Origin of the sequence: Antarcticimicrobium sediminis (assembly GCF_004348975.1) — a bacterium.
Classification (GTDB): Bacteria; Pseudomonadota; Alphaproteobacteria; order Rhodobacterales; family Rhodobacteraceae; genus Antarcticimicrobium; species Antarcticimicrobium sediminis.
This window is the reverse complement of record NZ_SMFP01000013.1, coordinates 72,738-91,232: the sequence shown is the minus strand read 5'-3', so window position 1 is coordinate 91,232 and position 18,495 is coordinate 72,738. Positions and strand designations below refer to the sequence as shown.

Below are 18,495 nucleotides of genomic sequence, written 5' to 3'. Positions count from 1 at the left end.
CGGCGCCCGGTATCGGTGACAGAAAGGATCTCTACTTCAGGTCTGTATCTATGGTCGGACATAGCGCCGGACCTACGCCGTGAGCCTCAAGTCAGAAAGACGGGCCTCCCCGGAGGCTTACGTTTGAAGTTCCATGGGAGCAGTTAGTCTATCCGGCGGGCAGGGGGACGCGCCAGAATGAACAATAGCAGATCGTTGGTAACCTGCTGAACGCCGAGATCAGCGAAGAGGTGAGCCGCAAAATCACACCACTCTGGGCGCAGGGTGACACCTGCTAAGTATTTCTTGTATACGCTCTTCTCATTCAGATCTCTTGTGGGGCACGTTCTCCTTGTGAGGCATGACCCTGGAGGAGGTTCTTGTTTGGATCACGGCTGCCGATTGAAATATGGCGTGACACGTGTTACAATGAGGGTGGCACATGACGGAAGAGACACGGCCATGGTCGCAGCGACCTTTCAAAGAGATGAGGAAAAGGTTCCGGAAATTGATGCGGATGCCATAGAAACGGAAAACACCGAGCGCGCTTACCAGCTTCTCGGCGGTCGCAGGGTCATCAAGCATCAGGTTCGCACCTCCCTCGACGCGCACGACATGATCGTGAATGGTATTTCGTCTCAAGCACTCGTTCACCTCGTCGACACGGTGAACTTCCTATCTTCCGGCGATGCTCTCAACAAAGCTATTGGTATGAGCTTACGCACCCTTCAGCGGAAGAAGTCTGATAAGGGTAAGGGCCGGCTTTCTGCTGAGTATGGCAGTCGAGCGTGGCGGTTTGCCATGATCCTTGCGCGAGCGACAACCGTCTTGGGAGATCAAGATTCAGCCGAGTCTTGGATGTTAGCCCCAGCTATCGGTTTGGATAACCGACGCCCGATCGACCTCTTGTCTTCGGCGGTCGGTGCCGAGGCTGTCGAGGACTACTTGGCCCTCATGGAGTACGGAGGCTACACGTGACGCCTCTTTCGCCGCCACTTGGGACGGGTGGATTTGCGGTTCTCGCGGCTTGACCAAAAGCGACATGTGTCAACATGGGATAGCGCGCGTTGACGAGGATGGTCTCGAACGCTTACTGTTCGAAGATCTTACCCGACGGGATCCAATACACACCGGAGGATACCCGCGCTAGGAGGCGCATCGGTGTCAATGATGGTTCTCCCGACCCAGTCTCTTGATCGTTTGCCCTTACGTTCCTCCGTCGTGCTCATATTCCCGGCGACACCCGACGAAATTGACCTATGCGGTCGCCATCGCCGGATCTCTGTAGTCCTCACCCTTGCGCATCAGCGCCTAGGCCGCACTCATCGCTGGGGAACCAGACGCCACTGCAAGCGCGCCGAGCGCTGGAGCAATTTAAGGGCTCCGCGCCCTGCGCGCTTGCCCAGGACGGCGAACCCGACTACCAAAATCCAACCTGCAGACTCTCGTTATGAACGAGGGACCAGCGGGGGGCAGGTCAAAGACAATCCTCATCGCCGCCGCCCGACAGCTGCTCGTCATCCTGAACGCGATGATCCGACACAGACAGACGATCAGGCTCTGACAAGAACACAGTTGCCCCCCAGCCTTCCGCAGGGCCAAAAGGGGCTGCTGCCCCTTTGGAAACCCCGCCTCCGGCTTGCGCCTGCGCAGCCCTGTCGGGCCTTGCTGCCGCCCCATGGGTGGCGCAAACCAAAACCGCCCCAGCCATGTGGGGGGGCGGTTTTGGTTTGCAAGAAGGGCCCCTGTCAGAAGCCGAGGTATTCCGGGGGGACGGCCGCGGTCAGCCACACACCGTTGTCGGCGCGCCAGAAGAGCAACCCGTTTACATGCATTGCGGCGGTGTTCACTCGCAACACCACGGGGCGACCATGCCGGGAGCCAACCTTCACGGCGGTTTCCTCATCTGGCGATAGGTGGACATGTTGGCGACGCCCAGGATTGAGGCCGCTCGCGAAGATCGCATCGAGGTTGTCGCGGGCCGTGCCGTGGAACAGCGTGGCCGGTGGTTCAATGGGTGTCAGGTCCAGATCGACGGCAATGGAATGCCCTTGGGCGGCTCGAATGCGGCGGCCGTCATCAGAGAGCGTGAACCGCTGCTTGTCGTTGTCCGTGACGATCTGCCGGAGGGCATCGGGAGAAAGCCGATGCCCTGCTCGTTTCATGCCGCGCAAAAGCTCGTCCACTTGGACCCATCCGCCTGGGCCAAGGGTCAGCCCGATCAGGTCGGGTTCATGGCGCAGAACGCGTGACAGGAACTTACTCTCTTTGGACATGCTGCATGATCAGTTTAACGGCTGGCCGAGTTGCCTGGCGCGGCGCTCAGCGTCGGGATAGCCGACACATCGACTTCGCGGGTGGCGTGCCAAGCATCGTAGGCCCCTTGCATCCTGATCCAGACCAGAGGCGCGTTCCCGAACAGCTTGGCAAGCCGCACGGCTACTTCCGGGCTGACGGGCTTCCGTTCGGCCAGGAGGTCATGCAGGTGCTGGCGCGATACGCCAAGCATCCGCGCAATTTCGGCTTTCGATTTTCCAGTTGCGGGGATCACATCCTCGCGGAGCAGTTCGCCCGGATGCGTCGGGCAGCGGTTGGGGTTGCGGCTCATCCTCGCCTCCTAGTGATATTGCTCGTAGTCCAGCACATAGGCGTCGCCATCGCGGAACTCGAAGGTGATGCACCACGGGCCATTCACATGGACGGTGTCGCGCGTTGGTGTGTGCCCTCGCAGGCTGTGAAAGTCGAAGCCCGGCAGGTTCATGTCCTCGGGAGCCGTGGCGGCGTCGAGTGCATCCAAGCGCCGCAGGATGCGGCTTTGCATGCGCGCGTCGATCTTCGACTTGCCAGTCTCCCACAGGGCTTTCAGCTGCTTGTGTGCAAAGGCCTTGATCATGCTCTCATGTAAGCTGATAGGCGACAGGTGTAAAGTATCCGCTTACGGATATGCAGAAATTCCTTGCATGGAGATCTCCGACCTAAGCGCCCATTGAGCCCATCCGCTCATCATGTATCCTTTGCGATCAGTAAAGGCTCGGCGTCCTTCAGCTCTTTTGTGACGCGACCGAGCTCAGTTAGCGCGTTTTCGTAGTTGTTGCTGATTTCGTGCTTGGACACTTGCAACAGACCTTTGAATCCGCCGTCGCTGACCATGCCATCTCTTGAAAGAGACAGATCGGCAGCTGCCGGTTATCTTTGAAGCGCCGGTCGGGGCTACCATTCTTGTTCACGTACTTCCAAGTTTGGCCGACCATCGTCGCATCTGAAGGAGCGGCCTCCACAATCATACGTTGGTCACGTCCAATAGGTTCGCACCGTTCTGGACACTCAGCCGTCCTNGGAAGTCGCGCTCGCTCATCATCACCCATCCCATGTCGGCTCTCTCTACTTGCTATCCTCGGCAGGGAGAGTGACATTTCTGAATTGCACATAGGTGACATTTTAGCTTTGCGGCTACAACATGTGTTGCCAATAAGACTTATTATGTTAAAAGAATGCTTGACCAAAAGCGACACACGCGGCAAACCTGACCGCATCAGGAATCTTGCATGTCTTCAGTAACACATATTCCACTTACCCACGAAACGGTTCTCCGCCGCCACGCTCAGCTAATCTCAGACAGCTACTTCCTCGGCCTCGAGGTTGGCCATGGATGGCTGTCACTGGTCGAACGCATGCTATCTGATCTCGAGCAGCTCGTTGAACCCGGACATGAGGCAATCAAGGTCACTGACATAAAATCCAAGGCCGGTGAGCTCCACGTCAGTCTCGAGTACTACAGCGACAAAATCGATGAGATCATCGAAAAATTCGAAGCGGAAGCGCTCAAGACATGCGAATTTTGCGGTCAGCCCGGTCGCCCCCGGGGGCCTGGATGGCCGATCACTCTTTGTGACGAGCACGCCGCGTCGGAAGGCAGGGGATGACGGAAGAGGAATTCTTTAAGAAGCATGCTGACATCATCGCCCGTGATGGTGCCCCTATTTCTACGTGAGGTCTGGAAATCGGCGCAGGGTGGTACGATCTCGATCACCGCGCACTGACAAATCTGAGAGAGATTGAAGCCAGAATCAAGGTCACTCAAATCAAAGAAAAATTTGGCACATTGAGGATGACACTGTTGCACAATTCGGCTGATAGTCGAGCTTCCCCTATCCCCGGACAGACTTATCCTACGGTCTCTGTGGCGGGTATGCCGAGCACGGTATAGCCGTTCAGCACGGCTATGCGGATCTGAAGCTCGGCGACCTGGCGATCGAAGTCCCGTGCCATGAGCCGCTGGCCCAGCCATTGTTTGGTGTGTCAAACCGCTCAACAGCCTGAAGAACAGCCATGGCGCCAGAGACCAAGAGAGTGCGGATGTCGCGCTGTCCCATCTTCGAGGACTTCCCGAGCCGCGCCTTGCCGCCCGTCGAGTGCTGTTTTGGCACAAGCCCCAGCCACGCGGCAAAATCACGCCCGCGCCGAAATGTGGCCAGGTCAGGGGCAAACGTCTCGATCGCAAGCGCCGTGACAGGGCCTACGCCCGGCATGGTTTGTGCGCGGCGCACCAAGTCCGCTTTCTTGTCGGCGCATCTCATCTTCGCGTCAAGCTCTGCAACACGCGCATTCATTCCCTCAATCTGCTCCAGATACATCCGGCCAAGTTCACGAACCTCGATGTGCAGCGTCGTGTCATTATCTGCGAGTGCGTCCACGAGCTGCTTGAGATGGGCAGGCCCTCGGGCCGCTACCAAGCCGTGTTCGGCGAGATGGCCGCGCAAAGCGTTGATCATCTGAGTGCGCTGACCAACAAACATCTGCCGCGTGCGAAACAGCATGGCGCGGGCTTGCTGATCTTCGGACTTCACTGCAACAAAGCGCATGGTTGGGCGCAATGCAGCCTCTACGATGGCTTCTGCGTCGGCCACATCATTCTTCTGGCGTTTGACGAACGGCTTTACATAGGACGGCGGAATTAACCGCACGTCGTGCCCCAGCGCTTCAAACTCCCGACCCCAGCCATGCGCCGTCGCACACGCCTCCATGGCGATCAGGCATTTGGGCTGCTGCGACACGAACGTAAGAAACTGACCTCGTGAAAGCTTCTTACGAAACGCGACCGACCCGTCATTGTGGGCACCGTGCAACTGGAAAACGCGCTTTGCCAAGTCGACACCGGTAATAGTAACTTCGGACATGGATGCTCCTTCCTTTTGTGATGGCTCAAACACTCACCACAATGGCATATTGCGATGCCGTCGGGAGGGGCATCCACGCCATCAACAGAGTCACCTGCCCCCTAAAGCACCAATAGTATGACCGGTGTCAGAAGCACGTTCATCACGCCGACCAGTACCATTACCAGCCCCGAGATCGCGCCCTCGGTCGCGCCGATCTGATGGGCGCGCGCGGTGCCGGCCCCGTGGGCGGCCACGCCAAACATCGCCCCGCGCGCCATCGCCGATACGAACGGCATCCTCGCAAGGATCATGTCGCCCATCGCAGCGCCCGCTATTCCGGTGATCACCACGAAGACCGCCGTAAGGTTTGGGGCACCGCCGATATCGCCCGAGACTTCCATCGCGAAAGGAGTGCTGATTGAACGTGGCAGCAGGCTGAGCCGCAATGCGCTGTCAAGGCCTAGCAGGCTCGCCAGCCCCCAACTCGTCAGGATGGATGTCAGGCTGCCCGCAATCATCCCCACCAGAAGCACCGGCCAGTGCCGTGCGATCAATGTACGCTGTTCATAGATCGGCACGGCGAAGGCCACCGTCGCGGGCCCCAGTAGCATCACTAGCCAATGGGTCGAGCTGAGATAGCTCTGGTAACTGTTGTGCAGCAGCAGCACGGCGAGGCCAACCAAGACGGGCGTCAGTGCGATCGGCATCGTCCACCAATGAGGAAAGCGGCGGTAGATCCGTTTGGACAGCAAATAAAGCGCAATTGTTAGCGCCGACCACGCCAAGACCTTCAGCAGTATTGGCATATTATCAGCAAAGTTACTCATGGCGCATCGTCCAGCGCAGACAGCGATCCACGGCCAGCGCGGTGACGACCATCACCGCCAAGGTGCTAATCAGGATCACCGCGAGGACTTCTATGCCCATCACCCCGAGAAATTCCTTGTGCCCGAGGATCGCGATCACCGCGGGCACGAAGAACAGTAGCATCTCGGCCAAAAACCAGTTTGCACCGCGTCGCACGCTCAGCGGGCTGAGCTGATGCGAGATCAGCAGCAGCAGCAGCACCGCCAACCCCAGAATTCCGCCGGGCAGCGGCAGATGTATGGCCTGAACGAGCGCCGTACCCAGCCCCCACAGCAGCAGCATGATCGCAATCTGCGCGCCCGCGCTGCGATGCAGTCGTTTGATGAATTTCGTGCGTCTGGTCATGATAGGCCTCATTGCTCTCAGCCCCAATCTAGGGGCGCGACCGTCATGAGAAAAATGAATTAATTGACTTTAAGATATTCGTATGTGGAATAGGCGCATGGAATTCCGAACACTCCGCGCCTTTGTCGAAGTGGTCCGCCAGGGCGGGTTTTCTTCGGCTGCTCAGGTGATCCATGCCACGCAATCCACGATTTCCAAGGCGGTGCGCCAGCTGGAGGATGAGATCGGCGAGCCCTTGCTGGACCGGATCGGGCATCACGCTATCCTGACTTCTGCGGGGGAGATCGTCTATCGCCGGGCCGTTGCGCTGCTGGCCGATCGCGACGACTTGATCGCGGAACTGGCCGACCTGCGCGGGCTGAAGACGGGGGTGCTGCGGCTGGGGCTGCCGCCAGTGGGCAGCTCGACCCTGTTCGCGCCACTCTTTGCCGAGTTCCGGCAGCGCTATCCAGGGATCGAGGTGCGGCTGAGCGAACATGGCAGTGACCGGCTGGAAGAACTGTTGCGCGCGGGCGAGATCGACTTCGCGGGGGCGCTCTTGCCGACGTCCGAGGATTTCGATTTCCAACTTGTGCGGCGTGAACCATTGGTGGCGCTACTGCGCGCCGATCATCCGCTGGCGGGGGAGGCGCGGCTAAGCATGGAGGCGTTGGTCGCGACCCCTTTCATCCTGTTCGAGCCGGGGTTTACCTTGCAACGGATGATCCGCGATGCTTGTCGCCGGGCCGGGGTGACGCCCAAGGTTGCGGTACTTAGCAGTCAGATAGATTTCATGGTGGAGCTGGTCGTTGCGGGGATGGGGGCGACCTTCCTGCCGCAGATGACGGCAGAGCAGCGAGCGCGCCCGGGGACGAAACTGGTACCGCTGGCCGATCCACAAACCGATTGGGTTATGGCCATGGCTTGGCGGCGCGGGGCCTATCTGTCGGGGGCCGCGCAGGCATGGCTGGACCTGATCCGCGAGAAACACCCGGCCAGCGACTAGAAATTGTGTTTATCAACCCGCCTGATGCCTCCAAGTCTCGCCGGTTTTGAGCATCGCGTTTGCGATGGTGATCAGCCTGCGTGCGATGGCAATGATGACAACCTTGTGCGGCTTTCCGTGCTTTCTCATGCGTTTTGTCACCGTCTTCAGCACCGGGTTGTGGCATGCGGCGGCAAGTCGTGTCGCAGTGCCCGTCGCCCTCCAGCGATTGCCCGCCGGCCTTGCTTGGCCCGACGCGTAGATCTCGACGCCCAACGATTTGAGAAACGAATTTGTAGCGCACATTGCGAAACGCACTCCCCACTATGAGATGGGTATGATCTCGCAGGCGAGCCTCCCCCTACAACGTGGGGCCGGGACACCGGTTACTGAGCAACGGAGACAACCGCAAAGCAGGATTATCATCTTGAAGTTGCTGGAATTTGATCGTGGGCCACCCCTCATGAGTAAACTTGGCTGTCGTCGGAGCGGCCGTGGCCCGACATCCTGGCAAGATGAAGGACGGTCATCGCCAAAAAGATAAGAAAAGCTCTATATCCGTAGACTGCATGCCAGATTGCCTAGGTCCCTCAATATCAGCATCAGGCGTATCCCCCACAAACAAAATGTTCGCGCGAGGCACACCGGCAGCCTCGATCACCAGTTCATATATCTCGGGATCTGGCTTCATACATCCCACGTCGCACGACATGATCCTGAACCCTGGGTCTAATTCTGTGAAGCGTGCAAGAGCGGAGACATAATCAGGGCTCAGATTACTACAAATCCCGTATGGCACAGCAAGTGTCGAAAGCATCTCCGCCACACCTGCTCGAAGCCGGGTTGAAGCGACCTCGTGAGCAATATCGGCTCTGGCTGCAACAATCTCCGCCACGGTCGCACCCCCCTGAATCTCTTCGTCAATCTCCTCCAGGGCCATACAGCTTGTCATCGCGAGACGGCGCATCGTCTGGACCTTTTCGGCAGACAGGTTTCGCCTCAAAGGAGCGAACGGCCGACGGCGATCCGTGATTTCGATAAGCGTTCCGAAAAGGTCGAAGCAGACCAGTTCGATACCAGATAAAACTCCATTCTGCATTCTCGTCGCCCTCATCGGCCCTTAACAATATCCCGCCCTTCGGATTTTTGACTTCGCGGCAGGTGTCTCATACTTGTGATACCGACCACCCGAATACCGGGCACAGTCCAAGGCATGCCCTTGGCTCACGGCAATCGCCGCAATGTCCTGACCTTCTAGGAAACAGACACCGACCCAACGGTCATAAGTACGTTCCCCGTTCAACTCGCAGGTCACCACCTTGCCACCGACCAAGCGTCTCATGAAGAGTGCGGCATCCCTACCGGGCCGTGTAGACACCTCGGGACCATCCAGCCCGTTCAGGCGCACCGGCGTGCCGACGACAACGATGGTATCCACATCCCGAACTGTTGTGACACGGCCCTCGATCACGCGCCCCCCGGCATTTCCGACTGACGGTGCAAGCATCGCAGAAATCATCAATCCATGGATAAGCTTCATGGTGATCCGTTTCATTTTTGGAAACCCTTTCTTCACAATGCGCGCCGCAAGATTGTTGGAGAGCAGCTGTGTTCGTTCCACGCAAAGTTATGTCATGCCACATGCCGAATGGCCACAGCAGCCCCTGCAATCCCCCTTTCTCGAAACCCTTCATCGACACCGTAGCTCCGGTCCGAATGGGTTCGCAGTTGCCTTGCGGAGGTGCAGCGGGTGACTTTCCACCCAAGGTGCGTTTCGTTAGCTTGGCGGACCACACCGGATGACGGCTCCCATCCCTTGGACGAAGCCGCTCCGCGACATTGCCGCCTGTGGCTGGCGTTCAGCGATGATCTGACCGTGGTGTATTTGGGAATCGGCGTTTCTGCCTGACGATTGGGCCCTTCTCAATCATCAGACAGGAGGTTTCCACGACAGAGGAGAGAGTAACCCCGCTACGCCAGCGGATGATGGAAGACATGCGCATCCGCGGAATGGGCGACAAAGCGCAGAAGTCACACATCCGGGCAAACAAGGATTTCACGGCCTTCCTTGGGCGACCACCCGACACCGCCACGCCGGAGGATCTGCGCACCTATCAGCTCCATATTTCGGATACCGGGGTCACCCCGTCGACCTTCAATGCGCAGCGCGACGTGCTCGATATGGACGCGTGAAATGAAGCTATAGGTCTCCGACAAACTCGGGGCGATTCAGTTCTCGTCTTCGAGCTCGCGCAGCCGCTTCATATCTGTCGGCAGCATTCCCGCGTACTTCCTCTTCCAGTTGAAGTATGTGGCAGAGCTGATCCCAGCCTTGCGACAGATCTCAGCAACCGGCGTGCCATCCTCGCCCTGCTTGATGATGAACGCCTTCTGCGCGTCCGTGAATTTCGATGCCTTCATCCCTTTTCGCTCATCTCCCAGCCAAAGATTCTCTCGCGGAAAACTCTGACCAAGATCGGGGGCGTTTTCGGGGATCACATCACGATGATGGAAGAAGACAACAAGGAAATACAGCGAGTTCGTGCGTTGGTTGAGATGTGATGATACAGATTGCGTATGCGTATCTTAGCGATCTCTGATCTACACCTCGATCACTACGACCATAACGGGATTGATGTCCTGAAATCTTGGCCGGCCGAGGTATGGGATACGGATATCTGCGTGCTTGCTGGTGATCTGAGTGACTGCGGATACAGGCGCTGGCCAAGCATCTTGCAGCGGGTGTCTGAGCACATCGATCCAGCCCGCATCCATGCATTTCCGGGAAATCACGATTACTACAAATCTGAGATCGACCGCGAAGATAAGCTCGCAATCGCTTGCCAGCTGGCCGGCGTCAATTGGTCTCAGAAAAAAGAAATCATCATTGACGGCGTGAGATTGTTAACGTGTACCCTATGGACAGATTTCGAAGTTGATCAACATGATGTAATGATGTCTGAAGCCCATCAGCTGATGACTGATTACAGGAAGATCCGAGTCGCTCGTGACGGCTACAGGAAACTCATTCCGCTAGACTCAAAAGCGACCCATTTTGACCACAGAAAGTGGCTTGAGGGGCGCCTGGAAGAGACCTTTCCGGGCAAGACGGTTGTGGTCACTCACCATGCGCCACATCTTGATTGTCTTCCAGTTGATCATCCGGTTCCCGGGGCCTACGCGTCTGATCTCAGCACCTTGATTGCCCGAAATCGACCTGCCAACTGGCTGCATGGTCACGTGCATCGTGCACACGATTTCACCTTCAGAGGGTGCCAGATCTCGAATGTCAGCATCGGATATCCAGGACAGTACAAGCAGCCGGCGGTACCGCGTGTAATCGAGATCTGATGGTCACCTTCGACCTTCTTTTTCGGCATGCTTGTCAATCGGCACGCAATCTCATCACGCCAGAATCGTCGCCGCTCAAATCCAAGAATTTCACCACGCATCGACCACCCCGCATAAGACACGTCGTTAACGACGTAGTTAAACACGTGTCTTAGATCATCGCTCCAGCGTCAGGCAGGCGGTGCCAATGGCGCGGTTACGATGGAGATCAGCGAATCGGGTCCAAATCTTAGTTGCGAGCTTCATAACTCGAAGACACGTACTGGTTTTCCCAATCCAGATCTGTTCGATCGTTTTGCCCATTCAGGTCGTCGTCTTCTCACACTCCCCTTCGCGCCATTGCCAGTAATTCAACATGGACATCATGCCACGTCTGCCAGCGCCGGATCTCTGTAATCTTCGTTCTTCGTCAACATCGCCCATATCTGGCGGGCCATTTTGTTGGCCAGCGCGATCGCGACCAGCATCTTGGGTTTGCGCGCCATCATCCTTGATAACCAGCTACCCTCCACAATGGTGCGCTGCCCGACCCAGTTCAGTCGTGACATTGCCCCAATGATCAGGAGGCGCCGAATATCGGCCTGACCAGCCTTTATCATCCGTCCGAGGCGCTCTTTGCCTCCAGAGGAATGTTGCCTTGGAACCAAACCCAACCAAGCCGCAAAGTCGCGTCCGGTTTTGAATTGCGCCATGTCTGGGCCGAACGCTTCCAGCGCAACGGCAGTCAGGGGGCCAACACCGGGCATAGTCTGTAGCCGGCGCGCCCTGTCTGACTCGGCGGCCAGCGTCTTCAGTTTCGTGGTGCGCTCGGCAATACGCGCTGTTTTCTCTGCAATTTGGGCCAGCAGGTCCAAGCACTCTTCCCGGATCAGCGCATGCAAGTCGACGGTCTCATCCTCAACAAGCGCCGTCATGCGACTGAGGTGACGCATTCCTATGGGAAACACATGGCCGTGCTCATACAGGAGCGCCCGCAATGCGTTCGTATCCGCTGTCCGCTGATGCACCAAGCGTTCTCGGGCACGGAAGACCGCCGCGCGGGACTGCTGCTCAACCGTCTTGGGATCAACGAAACGCATCTCAGGCTGGCGGACTGCAATGACGATCGCCTCGGCATCGGCAGCATCATTTTTCTGACGCTTGACGAACGGGCGCACGTATTGCGGGGCGATCAACTTCACTTCATGGCTAAGCTCTTCCATCACACGCGCCCAGTAATGCGCGCCACCGCATGCCTCAAAGATGACCATGCTGGATGGCTGCCGCGCCATAAACGCGGAGAATTGCTTGCGCGTAAGTTTCTTGCGGAACTGAACCTCACCTGTTCGAAAGGCGCCATGAACCTGGAAAACATTCTTTGCCAGGTCGACCCCGATCATCATATCCTTCATCTCGCCGTCCTCCTCTTCGCGTGGCGTTGAACACCACGACCTTGGCACATTGCGATGCCGTCTGGGGAGGGCGGCAACTACTTCATCTTAGATCATCGCCCCACCGTCAGGCAGGCGGTGCCAATGGCGCGGTTACGTCAATCCCGAAGCCTGGCTCACCTGGGTTCTCGAGCGTATCGCCGATCACAAGATTAACCGAATTGACGAACTCGCTCCCTGGAACTGGACGCCGCAATAGGCGTCAAGTGCTGCGTAGTCGGACGGATACGGCGAAAGTTGGCCCTTTGGCGATACGACTACAACACCGTCAGGCCGCACTCATCGCTCGGAAACCAGACGCCACTGCAAGCGCGCCGAGCGCTTGAGCAATTTGAGGGCTCCGCGCCCGGCGCGCTTGCCCAGGGCGACGAACCCGACTACCAAAAATCAACCTGCGGACTCTCGTTATGAACGAGGGACCAGCGGGCGGCAGGTCAACCCTTGCGCTGCCCTGACGTGTCCGGCTCATGCACGGGGTCCTCACCCGTCGCCACGTCTACAATGAACTTGGCAAGCTGGTTGGCTCACTGGGTCTCTTTGGTTTATCTGCCATGAGTGCAAGATAGTGTCGATCCTCGCGCCGTGCAAATGGTGCCTCGTGCGAGGGTTCACTTTCTAATTTCAAAGTGACCCACTACTAGAAAAATCACCCTTGCACACCGTTGCAGCCGCAGTTCACGTCGCGTTCACAGGAACACACCGGCGAACTGATCGCGCAGCAGGTTCTTCTGCACTTTGCCCATGGTGTTACGCGGCAGTTCGGTGACCACCTCCAGCACTTTGGGTTGTTTGAACTTTGCCAGCCGTTCCCCCACGGCGGCGCGGATCGCGTCCAGATCCGGTTTGGCACCTGGCTCTGCCACCAGAACCCCCACCACGCCCTCACCGAAATCAGGATGCGGCACGCCGACAACCGCGCTTTCCAGAACCCCCGGTTGCTCATCGAGTATCAGCTCGATTTCTTTGGGATAGATGTTGTAGCCACCGGAAATGATCAGATCCTTGGCGCGCCCGACGATCTGCACATAGCCGTCTGCGTCGATCTCTCCGATATCTCCGGTGATGAAAAAGCCGTCGTCACGCAACTCGGCCTTGGTTTTCTCCGGCATCTGCCAATAGCCTTGAAACACGTTCGGTCCGCGCACTTCGATGATCCCAGCAGCACCATCCGGCAGGGTCACGCCGGTGTCGGGATCCGTGATCTTCAATTCGACCCCCGGCAGCGGAAAGCCCACGGTCCCGGCGCGGCGTTCGCCGTCATAGGGGTTCGAGGTGTTCATGTTGGTTTCGGTCATCCCGTAGCGTTCAAGGATGCGATGGCCGGTCCGGGCCTCGAAGGCGCGGTGGGTGTCTGCCAGCAAAGGCGCGGACCCCGAGGTGAACAAGCGCATGGATTTGCACAGATCCTTGTCGAACCGGGCGTCTGCCAACAGTCGGGTATAGAAGGTCGGCACGCCCATCATTGTGGTCGAATGCGGCAAATGATGCAGAACCGTGTTCACGTCAAACTTGGGCAGAAAGATCATCGATGCGCCCGAGGCCAACGCCACATTCGAGGCAACGAAAAGCCCGTGGGTGTGAAAGATCGGCAACACGTGCAGCAGGACATCCTCTGCCGTGAACCTCCATTCCTCGACCAGCGTCAGCGCATTCGACAACAGGTTTGACTGGCTGAGCATCGCCCCCTTGGACCGGCCCGTCGTCCCTGACGTATAAAGCAGCGCGGCCAGATCCTCCTCTCCTCGGGCGACCGGGGTGAACTGTTCGGGCTGTCGTGCGGCGGCCTCGGTCAGGCTACCGCCTCCGGCCGCATCCAACGTCAGCACAACAGCGGACCCAGAGATCCGGCGCACGGTCTCTTCAGCGCCGGGACCACAGATCACCGCGCCAGCCGCGCTATCGCCGATAAAATACTCCAACTCATCCGCCGTATAGGCAGTGTTCAGTGGCAGGAAGACCACGCCCGACATCACGCAGGCACCATAAAGCGCCAGCGCTTCGGGTGATTTTTCCACCTGAACGGCGAGCCGATCTCCGGCGACAAGGCCGATCTCGGCAAGGGCCCCGGCCTGTTGCGCGGCCATGCGCAGGAACGCATCCCCGGTCATTGTTCGACCATCAGCCAGCGTCAGAAAGTTGGATGTACGGCCTTTGAGCGGACCGAACAGCCGGTCATAAAGCGGGTTTGCCAATTTGGGATCTCCTTTCAGGCCGCGGTCGGCGTTTTCACCAACGCCTTGACCGCCTTGCTTGCCACCACTTCCTGCCGGGCGGCGAAACGTTCATGATTTTCAACGATATTTTCCGCCTCATAACGGTAATTGACCATCACGCCGGCACTTTCGGCGATGCCCTTGTCGGACAGGTCCGCACCGGCATGAACCGCAAAGACATAAGCCCCGTTGCCTAGGTGAAAGCGCGCCACCGGATCATAGGGCATGCCATCGGCGCGCTTGGCCGTCAGCAGGAACCGCGCCGCGAGTGCTTTTTGCTCCTCCGCGGTTAGCGTGGTGGGGTCGATGCCCTCACCCTGCATCCATTTCGTCAAGGTCGGGATCGGAGAAAGCGTGACGAAGGTCGTGAGGTTGGGCAGTTCGGCGGCCAGTCCTTCGGCCACCTGCTTGATCAGCGAGTTGCCAAAGGAGATACCGGCCAGCCCAGCCTGACAGTTCGAGATGGAGTAGAACACCGCCGTATCCGCCTCCTCTGCCGCAAGCTCGGCGCGATCTTCGGCCAACAGGGTTTGAACCGATCCGGGGATGCCCTTGGTCAGGGCGACTTCGACGAAAATCAGCGGCTCGTCCGGCATCGCCGGGTGGAAAAAGGTAAAGCAGCGGCGATCCGATGGTTCGACCCGGCGGCGCAGATCGGCCCAGGAATGGATCGCATGCACCGCCTCATAAGCGATGATCTTTTCAAGGATATGTGCCGGGCTTTCCCAACTGATCCGGCGCAGCACCAGAAAGCCTCGGTTGAACCACGAAGAAAACAAGTGCTGGAAATCAAGATCGATCCGGGCGCGCGGATCGCTTTTCGGGATCAGCCGCAACAGGTCGTTGCGCATGGCGACGAGCTGGGGCGTCGCCCCCGGCACCCGGTTCAGCCGCCGCGCCAACTCTTGCCGGGCCGGTTCAGCCGCCTTGAGAAAGGCACCATAGCTCTTTTTCCCGGGCTCTGCTTCAAAGGCATCAAGCGCGGCACGCACATTTGCGGGGTCGATCCCCAGCGCGTTCGAGAGATGATCGAAGAAGGCAATCTTGGCCTCGTCCTCCATCTCGCTATAGCGGTCAAGGATCTGCGCCGCCGTCGTCATGCCGGAAATCTCGCCATGCCCCGACAACAGGTCCGCAATCAGCGCCTCGGTGCTGCGGCTATCGGGGCCAGACAGCATCCGGCGCCGAAGATTGCGCGATGTCAGCGTCGCAAGAACATCGGACAATAGGCTCATAGCGCAACCCCCATCACCGCTTCGGGTAGCCAGGTGGCGATGCCCGGAAATATCGAAAGCAGAACGATAGCAAGGATCATGCAGCCGACAAAGGGCATCGACCCCACCAGCACCTGCCGCAACGAAATATCGGGGGCAATGCCGTTGATAACGTACAGGTTCAGTCCGACCGGCGGCGTGATCAATCCGATTTCCATGTTGATCGTGACAATCACGGCGAACCAATAGGGATCAAACCCGGCAGAGGTGATGATTGGCAGCAGGATCGGTGCCGACATCAAGATCACCGCAACAGGCGGTAGAAAGAACCCGGCGACCAGCAGGAACAGGTTGATGACCGCCATCAGAACCCAACGGTTCACGTCCAGCGCGGCGATCCATTGTGCCACCGATTGGGTGACGAAAAGCGACGACAGCATAAAGCTGAACACCCCGGCCGCGCCGATGATGAACAGGATCATCACGCTTTCACGGGTGGAATCCCGCAGCACGATCCACAAGTCATGGGCATTGAACATGCGATAGATGACGATGGCGGCAAATATGCACAGCAAGGCCCCCACGGCTGCGGTCTCGGACGGCGTCGCGACACCGCCGTAAAGCGCATAGAGAACGCCCGCGATAATGGCCAGAAATGGCAGCACGCGCGGCAGAATCTCGAACCGCTGGCGCCAAGTATACTTGGCCGAGCTCAGCGCCGCACTGGCAGCGCCACGCCGCCAGGTGTCGAAGATCGCCCAGGCGATAAACAGCAGGGTCAACAGCACCCCCGGCATCACCCCGGCCAGAAACAGCCGCCCGATCGAAGTTTCCGTCGCAATGCCATAGACGATCATGGTGACCGACGGCGGGATCAAAATCCCGAGCGTCCCGCCCGCCGCGATAGAGCCTGCGGCAACCTCGGGCGGATAGCCGCGCCGACGCATTTCGGGAATACCCATCTTGCCGATGGCGGCGCAGGTGGCCGGGCTGGATCCCGACATCGCGGCGAACAGCGCACAAGCGCCCAAGTTCGACACCACCAACCCGCCTGGCACCTTGGTCAGCCAGCGTTCCAGCGCCTCGTACAGATCCGGGCCCGCCCGGGTCGAGGCGATGGCGGCCCCCATGATGATGAACATCGGGATCGACAACAGCGCAAAGCTGTTCAGTTCGGCATAGAAAAGTTCCGGCAAGGCTTCGAGCGAGCGAGCGCCATCAAAGATCCACAGAAACAGCGTGGCGACGATCAGCAGGCCAACCGCCACCGAAACGCCGGAAAACAGCACGACAACCGTGGCAATTGCCACCAGAAGACCGAGGGTCAAAGGCTCCATCAGTCGGGGCTCCGTTCAAGTTGAGGATCCGGGATTTCTTCGCGCGGGGCAAAGCTGGCCATCCAGAGGTCAGCCAGGAGCTGCACAAGGTACAGCCCGAATCCAAGCGGAACCGAAAGGTAAGTGATCCAAAGCGGGAAGGCCCAGACCGATTCAGATTTCCAGCCGCGTTTCCAGGCCAGGTGGAACATCTCCCACCCGTACCAGACCATCGCGGCCACCATGGCGATCGTGGCAAGCATTACGATGACAACCAGAACGCGCCGGGCGAGCGGCGGCAGCATTTGCGGTAGCAGGTCAACGCCGACATGGCCGCGCAACTTCTGGACATAGGGAAGGCCCAGCAGGGTCGCCCCGATCATCAGATAGATCACCGCTTCGGTCTGCCAGACCGTCGATCGGCCGAGCACGCCGCGCACAAAGATCATGTGGCAGGTGATCAGCACCGAGGCCAGGATCATGACCGCCGCGGCGACGCCGAACAGGGTCGAAATCGCATGGGCGGCGCGCAGGACAAGCGGCGGTCGATCGCCGGTGCGCAGTCCTTGCGCACCGGAGTTCGCACCCGCCGGCGCATGGGCGACAGGTGCTGGCTTCATTCGACTGACAGCGCCATATCGAGCAGTTCCTGACCGCCATCAACCGACTTGGCAAAGGCCGGATAAGAGGTGGTCTTTGCCAATTCACGCCAGGCGTCAAAATCCGCGACGGTCATTTCGGCGATTTCAACGCCAGCATCCCTGAACGCCTTGGTGGTAAGCGCGTCACCTTCCTTGGCCTGCGCCAGATACCAGGTTTCAGCCTTGGCCGAGGCATCGCTCAGCGCCTTTTGCTGTTCCGGCGTCAGATCGTCAAAGGTGGTCTTATTGATCAACAGCGGCTGATACATGAACCACAGCGCGGTTTCACCGGCGGGGGTATAACACTTCAGCTGCTCGTACAGGCGATAGCTCAGAAAGCTTTCCGACGAGGTGTTGGCCGCGTCCAGAACCCCGGTTTGCAGCGCGGAATAGACCTCGGACGAGGCCATCGAGCTGATCGAAGCCCCTGCCCCGGCCAGCATCTGTTCGAACGACTTGCCCGCGGCGCGAATTGTCACGCCCTCGACATCGGCCGGGTTGGTGATGCAGCCTTCAGTCGAGCCAAAGCCACCGGCGAGATAGCCGTGTACCAGCGTCTTCACGTCGTCTTCAGCCATGATCTCTTCAATCTTGCCCATGAAGGGGGCCGCCGACAGGCGCGCGCCGTGGTCATGGTTTTTCACCAGACCAGGCATCAACGTCAGGTTATAAGCGGGTTGTTGGCCACCAGCATAGGACAGCGGAAAAATCGTCATGTCGAGCTGTCCGCGGCTGAGCGGGGTATACTGCTCGCGCGCCTTGAACAGGGTCTGGTTCGGAAAGATCTGGATCTCCAGATCAACACCGGCCGCCTTGACATCGTCCGCCACCATCTGCGCCACCTGATGGCGCACATCGCCTTCGGACCACTGATGCGAAAGTTTCAACGTTTCAGCCCAGGCCCCATTGGCGGCACCCGTAGCGACAAGAACGGCGAGAGCGCTCGCCGCGAAAACACGTCTGGTCATGGTATCTCCTCCCAAAGCGCCGTTCTCCTCCTGGCGCTCGATGGCGCT

19 protein-coding genes and 7 pseudogenes are annotated in these 18,495 nt (G+C 58.7%); 8 read left to right on the top strand and 18 right to left on the bottom strand.

Going from position 1 to position 18,495, the window contains the following annotated elements; genetic code table 11:
* Positions 1 to 441: 441 nt before the first annotated feature.
* Together parS and E1B25_RS17550 are read left to right on the top strand one after the other, a co-directional pair.
* Positions 442 to 957 carry a type II RES/Xre toxin-antitoxin system antitoxin gene (parS, locus tag E1B25_RS17555; protein ID WP_132830894.1) on the top strand — a complete coding sequence of 172 codons (516 nt, stop codon included), beginning with the start codon at positions 442 to 444 and terminating at the stop codon, positions 955 to 957.
* Between the two features lie 335 nt (positions 958 to 1,292).
* Positions 1,293 to 1,433: pseudogene (locus E1B25_RS17550) on the top strand (IS3 family transposase); the annotation flags it as partial.
* A 294-nt stretch (positions 1,434 to 1,727) separates the two neighbouring features.
* Here the strand turns inward: E1B25_RS17550 and E1B25_RS17545 are convergent.
* From E1B25_RS17545 to E1B25_RS22205, 4 genes are all read right to left on the bottom strand, one after another.
* Positions 1,728 to 2,255 carry an RNA 2'-phosphotransferase gene (locus E1B25_RS17545; protein WP_132830893.1) on the bottom strand — a complete coding sequence of 176 codons (528 nt, stop codon included), beginning with the start codon at positions 2,253 to 2,255 and terminating at the stop codon, positions 1,728 to 1,730.
* 14 nt (positions 2,256 to 2,269) lie between these two features.
* Positions 2,270 to 2,587 carry a HigA family addiction module antitoxin gene (locus tag E1B25_RS17540; protein ID WP_132830892.1) on the bottom strand — a complete coding sequence of 106 codons (318 nt, stop codon included), beginning with the start codon at positions 2,585 to 2,587 and terminating at the stop codon, positions 2,270 to 2,272.
* Positions 2,588 to 2,596: 9 nt separating this feature from the next.
* A complete protein-coding gene (locus tag E1B25_RS17535; protein WP_132830891.1) occupies positions 2,597 to 2,872 on the bottom strand; it encodes a type II toxin-antitoxin system RelE/ParE family toxin in 276 nt (91 codons plus the stop codon).
* 110 nt (positions 2,873 to 2,982) lie between these two features.
* The gene (locus E1B25_RS22205; RefSeq protein WP_165937662.1) at positions 2,983 to 3,129 is read right to left on the bottom strand and encodes a hypothetical protein; all 147 of its coding nucleotides are present in this window, start codon (positions 3,127 to 3,129) and stop codon (positions 2,983 to 2,985) included.
* A 395-nt stretch (positions 3,130 to 3,524) separates the two neighbouring features.
* On the opposite strand from E1B25_RS22205, the gene E1B25_RS17525 reads away from it, so the two are divergent.
* On the top strand, positions 3,525 to 3,902 hold the full coding sequence (locus E1B25_RS17525; protein WP_132830889.1) for a hypothetical protein: 378 nt from the start codon (positions 3,525 to 3,527) through the stop codon (positions 3,900 to 3,902).
* Positions 3,903 to 4,143: 241 nt separating this feature from the next.
* On the opposite strand, the pseudogene E1B25_RS17520 reads toward E1B25_RS17525, so the two are convergent.
* The 4 genes and pseudogenes from E1B25_RS17520 to E1B25_RS17505 form a co-directional block, all read right to left on the bottom strand.
* Positions 4,144 to 4,278: pseudogene (locus E1B25_RS17520) on the bottom strand (IS5/IS1182 family transposase); the annotation flags it as partial.
* Positions 4,218 to 5,156, bottom strand: a pseudogene (locus E1B25_RS22595) (IS110 family RNA-guided transposase); the annotation flags it as partial. The pseudogenes E1B25_RS17520 and E1B25_RS22595, both read right to left, overlap by 61 nt.
* Positions 5,157 to 5,257: 101 nt before the next feature.
* Entirely contained in the window at positions 5,258 to 5,944 is a 687-nt protein-coding gene (locus tag E1B25_RS17510) for an LrgB family protein (protein WP_165937661.1), read from the bottom strand.
* Positions 5,945 to 5,957: 13 nt separating this feature from the next.
* Complete coding sequence (locus E1B25_RS17505) at positions 5,958 to 6,350, bottom strand: CidA/LrgA family protein (protein WP_132830886.1); 393 nt, start codon at positions 6,348 to 6,350, stop codon at positions 5,958 to 5,960.
* Between the two features lie 97 nt (positions 6,351 to 6,447).
* Between E1B25_RS17505 and E1B25_RS17500 the strand changes: the two genes are divergently transcribed.
* On the top strand, positions 6,448 to 7,335 hold the full coding sequence (locus E1B25_RS17500; protein WP_132830885.1) for a LysR family transcriptional regulator: 888 nt from the start codon (positions 6,448 to 6,450) through the stop codon (positions 7,333 to 7,335).
* 12 nt (positions 7,336 to 7,347) lie between these two features.
* Here the strand turns inward: E1B25_RS17500 and E1B25_RS17495 are convergent, their stop codons facing one another.
* The 3 genes from E1B25_RS17495 to E1B25_RS17480 form a co-directional block, all read right to left on the bottom strand.
* Positions 7,348 to 7,590: a hypothetical protein gene (locus E1B25_RS17495; protein WP_206338581.1), complete on the bottom strand. Its 243-nt coding sequence runs from the start codon at positions 7,588 to 7,590 to the stop codon at positions 7,348 to 7,350.
* Between the two features lie 250 nt (positions 7,591 to 7,840).
* Entirely contained in the window at positions 7,841 to 8,413 is a 573-nt protein-coding gene (locus E1B25_RS17485; RefSeq protein WP_165937660.1) for an HAD family hydrolase, read from the bottom strand.
* Positions 8,414 to 8,434: 21 nt separating this feature from the next.
* Complete coding sequence (locus E1B25_RS17480; RefSeq protein ID WP_245510752.1) at positions 8,435 to 8,935, bottom strand: thermonuclease family protein; 501 nt, start codon at positions 8,933 to 8,935, stop codon at positions 8,435 to 8,437.
* Positions 8,936 to 9,297: 362 nt separating this feature from the next.
* Between E1B25_RS17480 and E1B25_RS17475 the strand changes: the two are divergent.
* A pseudogene (locus E1B25_RS17475) lies at positions 9,298 to 9,480 on the top strand (phage integrase N-terminal SAM-like domain-containing protein); the annotation flags it as partial.
* Between the two features lie 66 nt (positions 9,481 to 9,546).
* Here E1B25_RS17475 and E1B25_RS17470 read toward each other — a convergent pair.
* Positions 9,547 to 9,735 (bottom strand): annotated as a pseudogene (locus tag E1B25_RS17470) (transposase); the annotation flags it as partial.
* Between the two features lie 156 nt (positions 9,736 to 9,891).
* Between E1B25_RS17470 and E1B25_RS17465 the strand changes: the two are divergent.
* Positions 9,892 to 10,665, top strand: a complete 774-nt coding sequence (locus E1B25_RS17465) for a metallophosphoesterase (protein ID WP_132830882.1) — start codon at positions 9,892 to 9,894, stop codon at positions 10,663 to 10,665.
* 362 nt (positions 10,666 to 11,027) lie between these two features.
* On the opposite strand, the gene E1B25_RS17460 is transcribed toward E1B25_RS17465, so the two are convergent.
* A complete protein-coding gene (locus E1B25_RS17460) occupies positions 11,028 to 12,056 on the bottom strand; it encodes an IS110 family RNA-guided transposase (RefSeq protein ID WP_132830881.1) in 1,029 nt (342 codons plus the stop codon).
* A 136-nt stretch (positions 12,057 to 12,192) separates the two neighbouring features.
* On the opposite strand from E1B25_RS17460, the pseudogene E1B25_RS17455 reads away from it, so the two are divergent.
* Both E1B25_RS17455 and E1B25_RS17450 read left to right on the top strand, forming a co-directional pair.
* Positions 12,193 to 12,294, top strand: a pseudogene (locus E1B25_RS17455) (transposase domain-containing protein); the annotation flags it as partial.
* A 29-nt stretch (positions 12,295 to 12,323) separates the two neighbouring features.
* Positions 12,324 to 12,506: pseudogene (locus E1B25_RS17450) on the top strand (integrase core domain-containing protein); the annotation flags it as partial.
* 275 nt (positions 12,507 to 12,781) lie between these two features.
* On the opposite strand, the gene E1B25_RS17445 reads toward E1B25_RS17450, so the two are convergent.
* The 5 genes from E1B25_RS17445 to dctP are packed head-to-tail and all read right to left on the bottom strand — an operon-like array spanning position 12,782 to position 18,447.
* Positions 12,782 to 14,287 (bottom strand): malonate--CoA ligase, encoded by a 1,506-nt coding sequence (locus tag E1B25_RS17445; protein ID WP_132830880.1) that lies wholly within the window; start codon positions 14,285 to 14,287, stop codon positions 12,782 to 12,784.
* 14 nt (positions 14,288 to 14,301) lie between these two features.
* A complete protein-coding gene (locus E1B25_RS17440) occupies positions 14,302 to 15,543 on the bottom strand; it encodes a malonyl-CoA decarboxylase (protein WP_132830879.1) in 1,242 nt (413 codons plus the stop codon).
* Positions 15,540 to 16,859, bottom strand: coding sequence for a TRAP transporter large permease (locus E1B25_RS17435; RefSeq protein ID WP_132830878.1), 1,320 nt, complete (start codon positions 16,857 to 16,859; stop codon positions 15,540 to 15,542). The genes E1B25_RS17440 and E1B25_RS17435 overlap by 4 nt, the downstream gene beginning before the upstream one ends.
* Entirely contained in the window at positions 16,859 to 17,458 is a 600-nt protein-coding gene (locus tag E1B25_RS17430; RefSeq protein WP_132830877.1) for a TRAP transporter small permease, read from the bottom strand. The genes E1B25_RS17435 and E1B25_RS17430 overlap by 1 nt, the downstream gene beginning before the upstream one ends.
* Positions 17,455 to 18,447, bottom strand: a complete 993-nt coding sequence (gene dctP, locus E1B25_RS17425) for a TRAP transporter substrate-binding protein DctP (RefSeq protein ID WP_132830876.1) — start codon at positions 18,445 to 18,447, stop codon at positions 17,455 to 17,457. The genes E1B25_RS17430 and dctP overlap by 4 nt, the downstream gene beginning before the upstream one ends.
* Between the last annotated feature and the right edge of the window lie 48 nt (positions 18,448 to 18,495).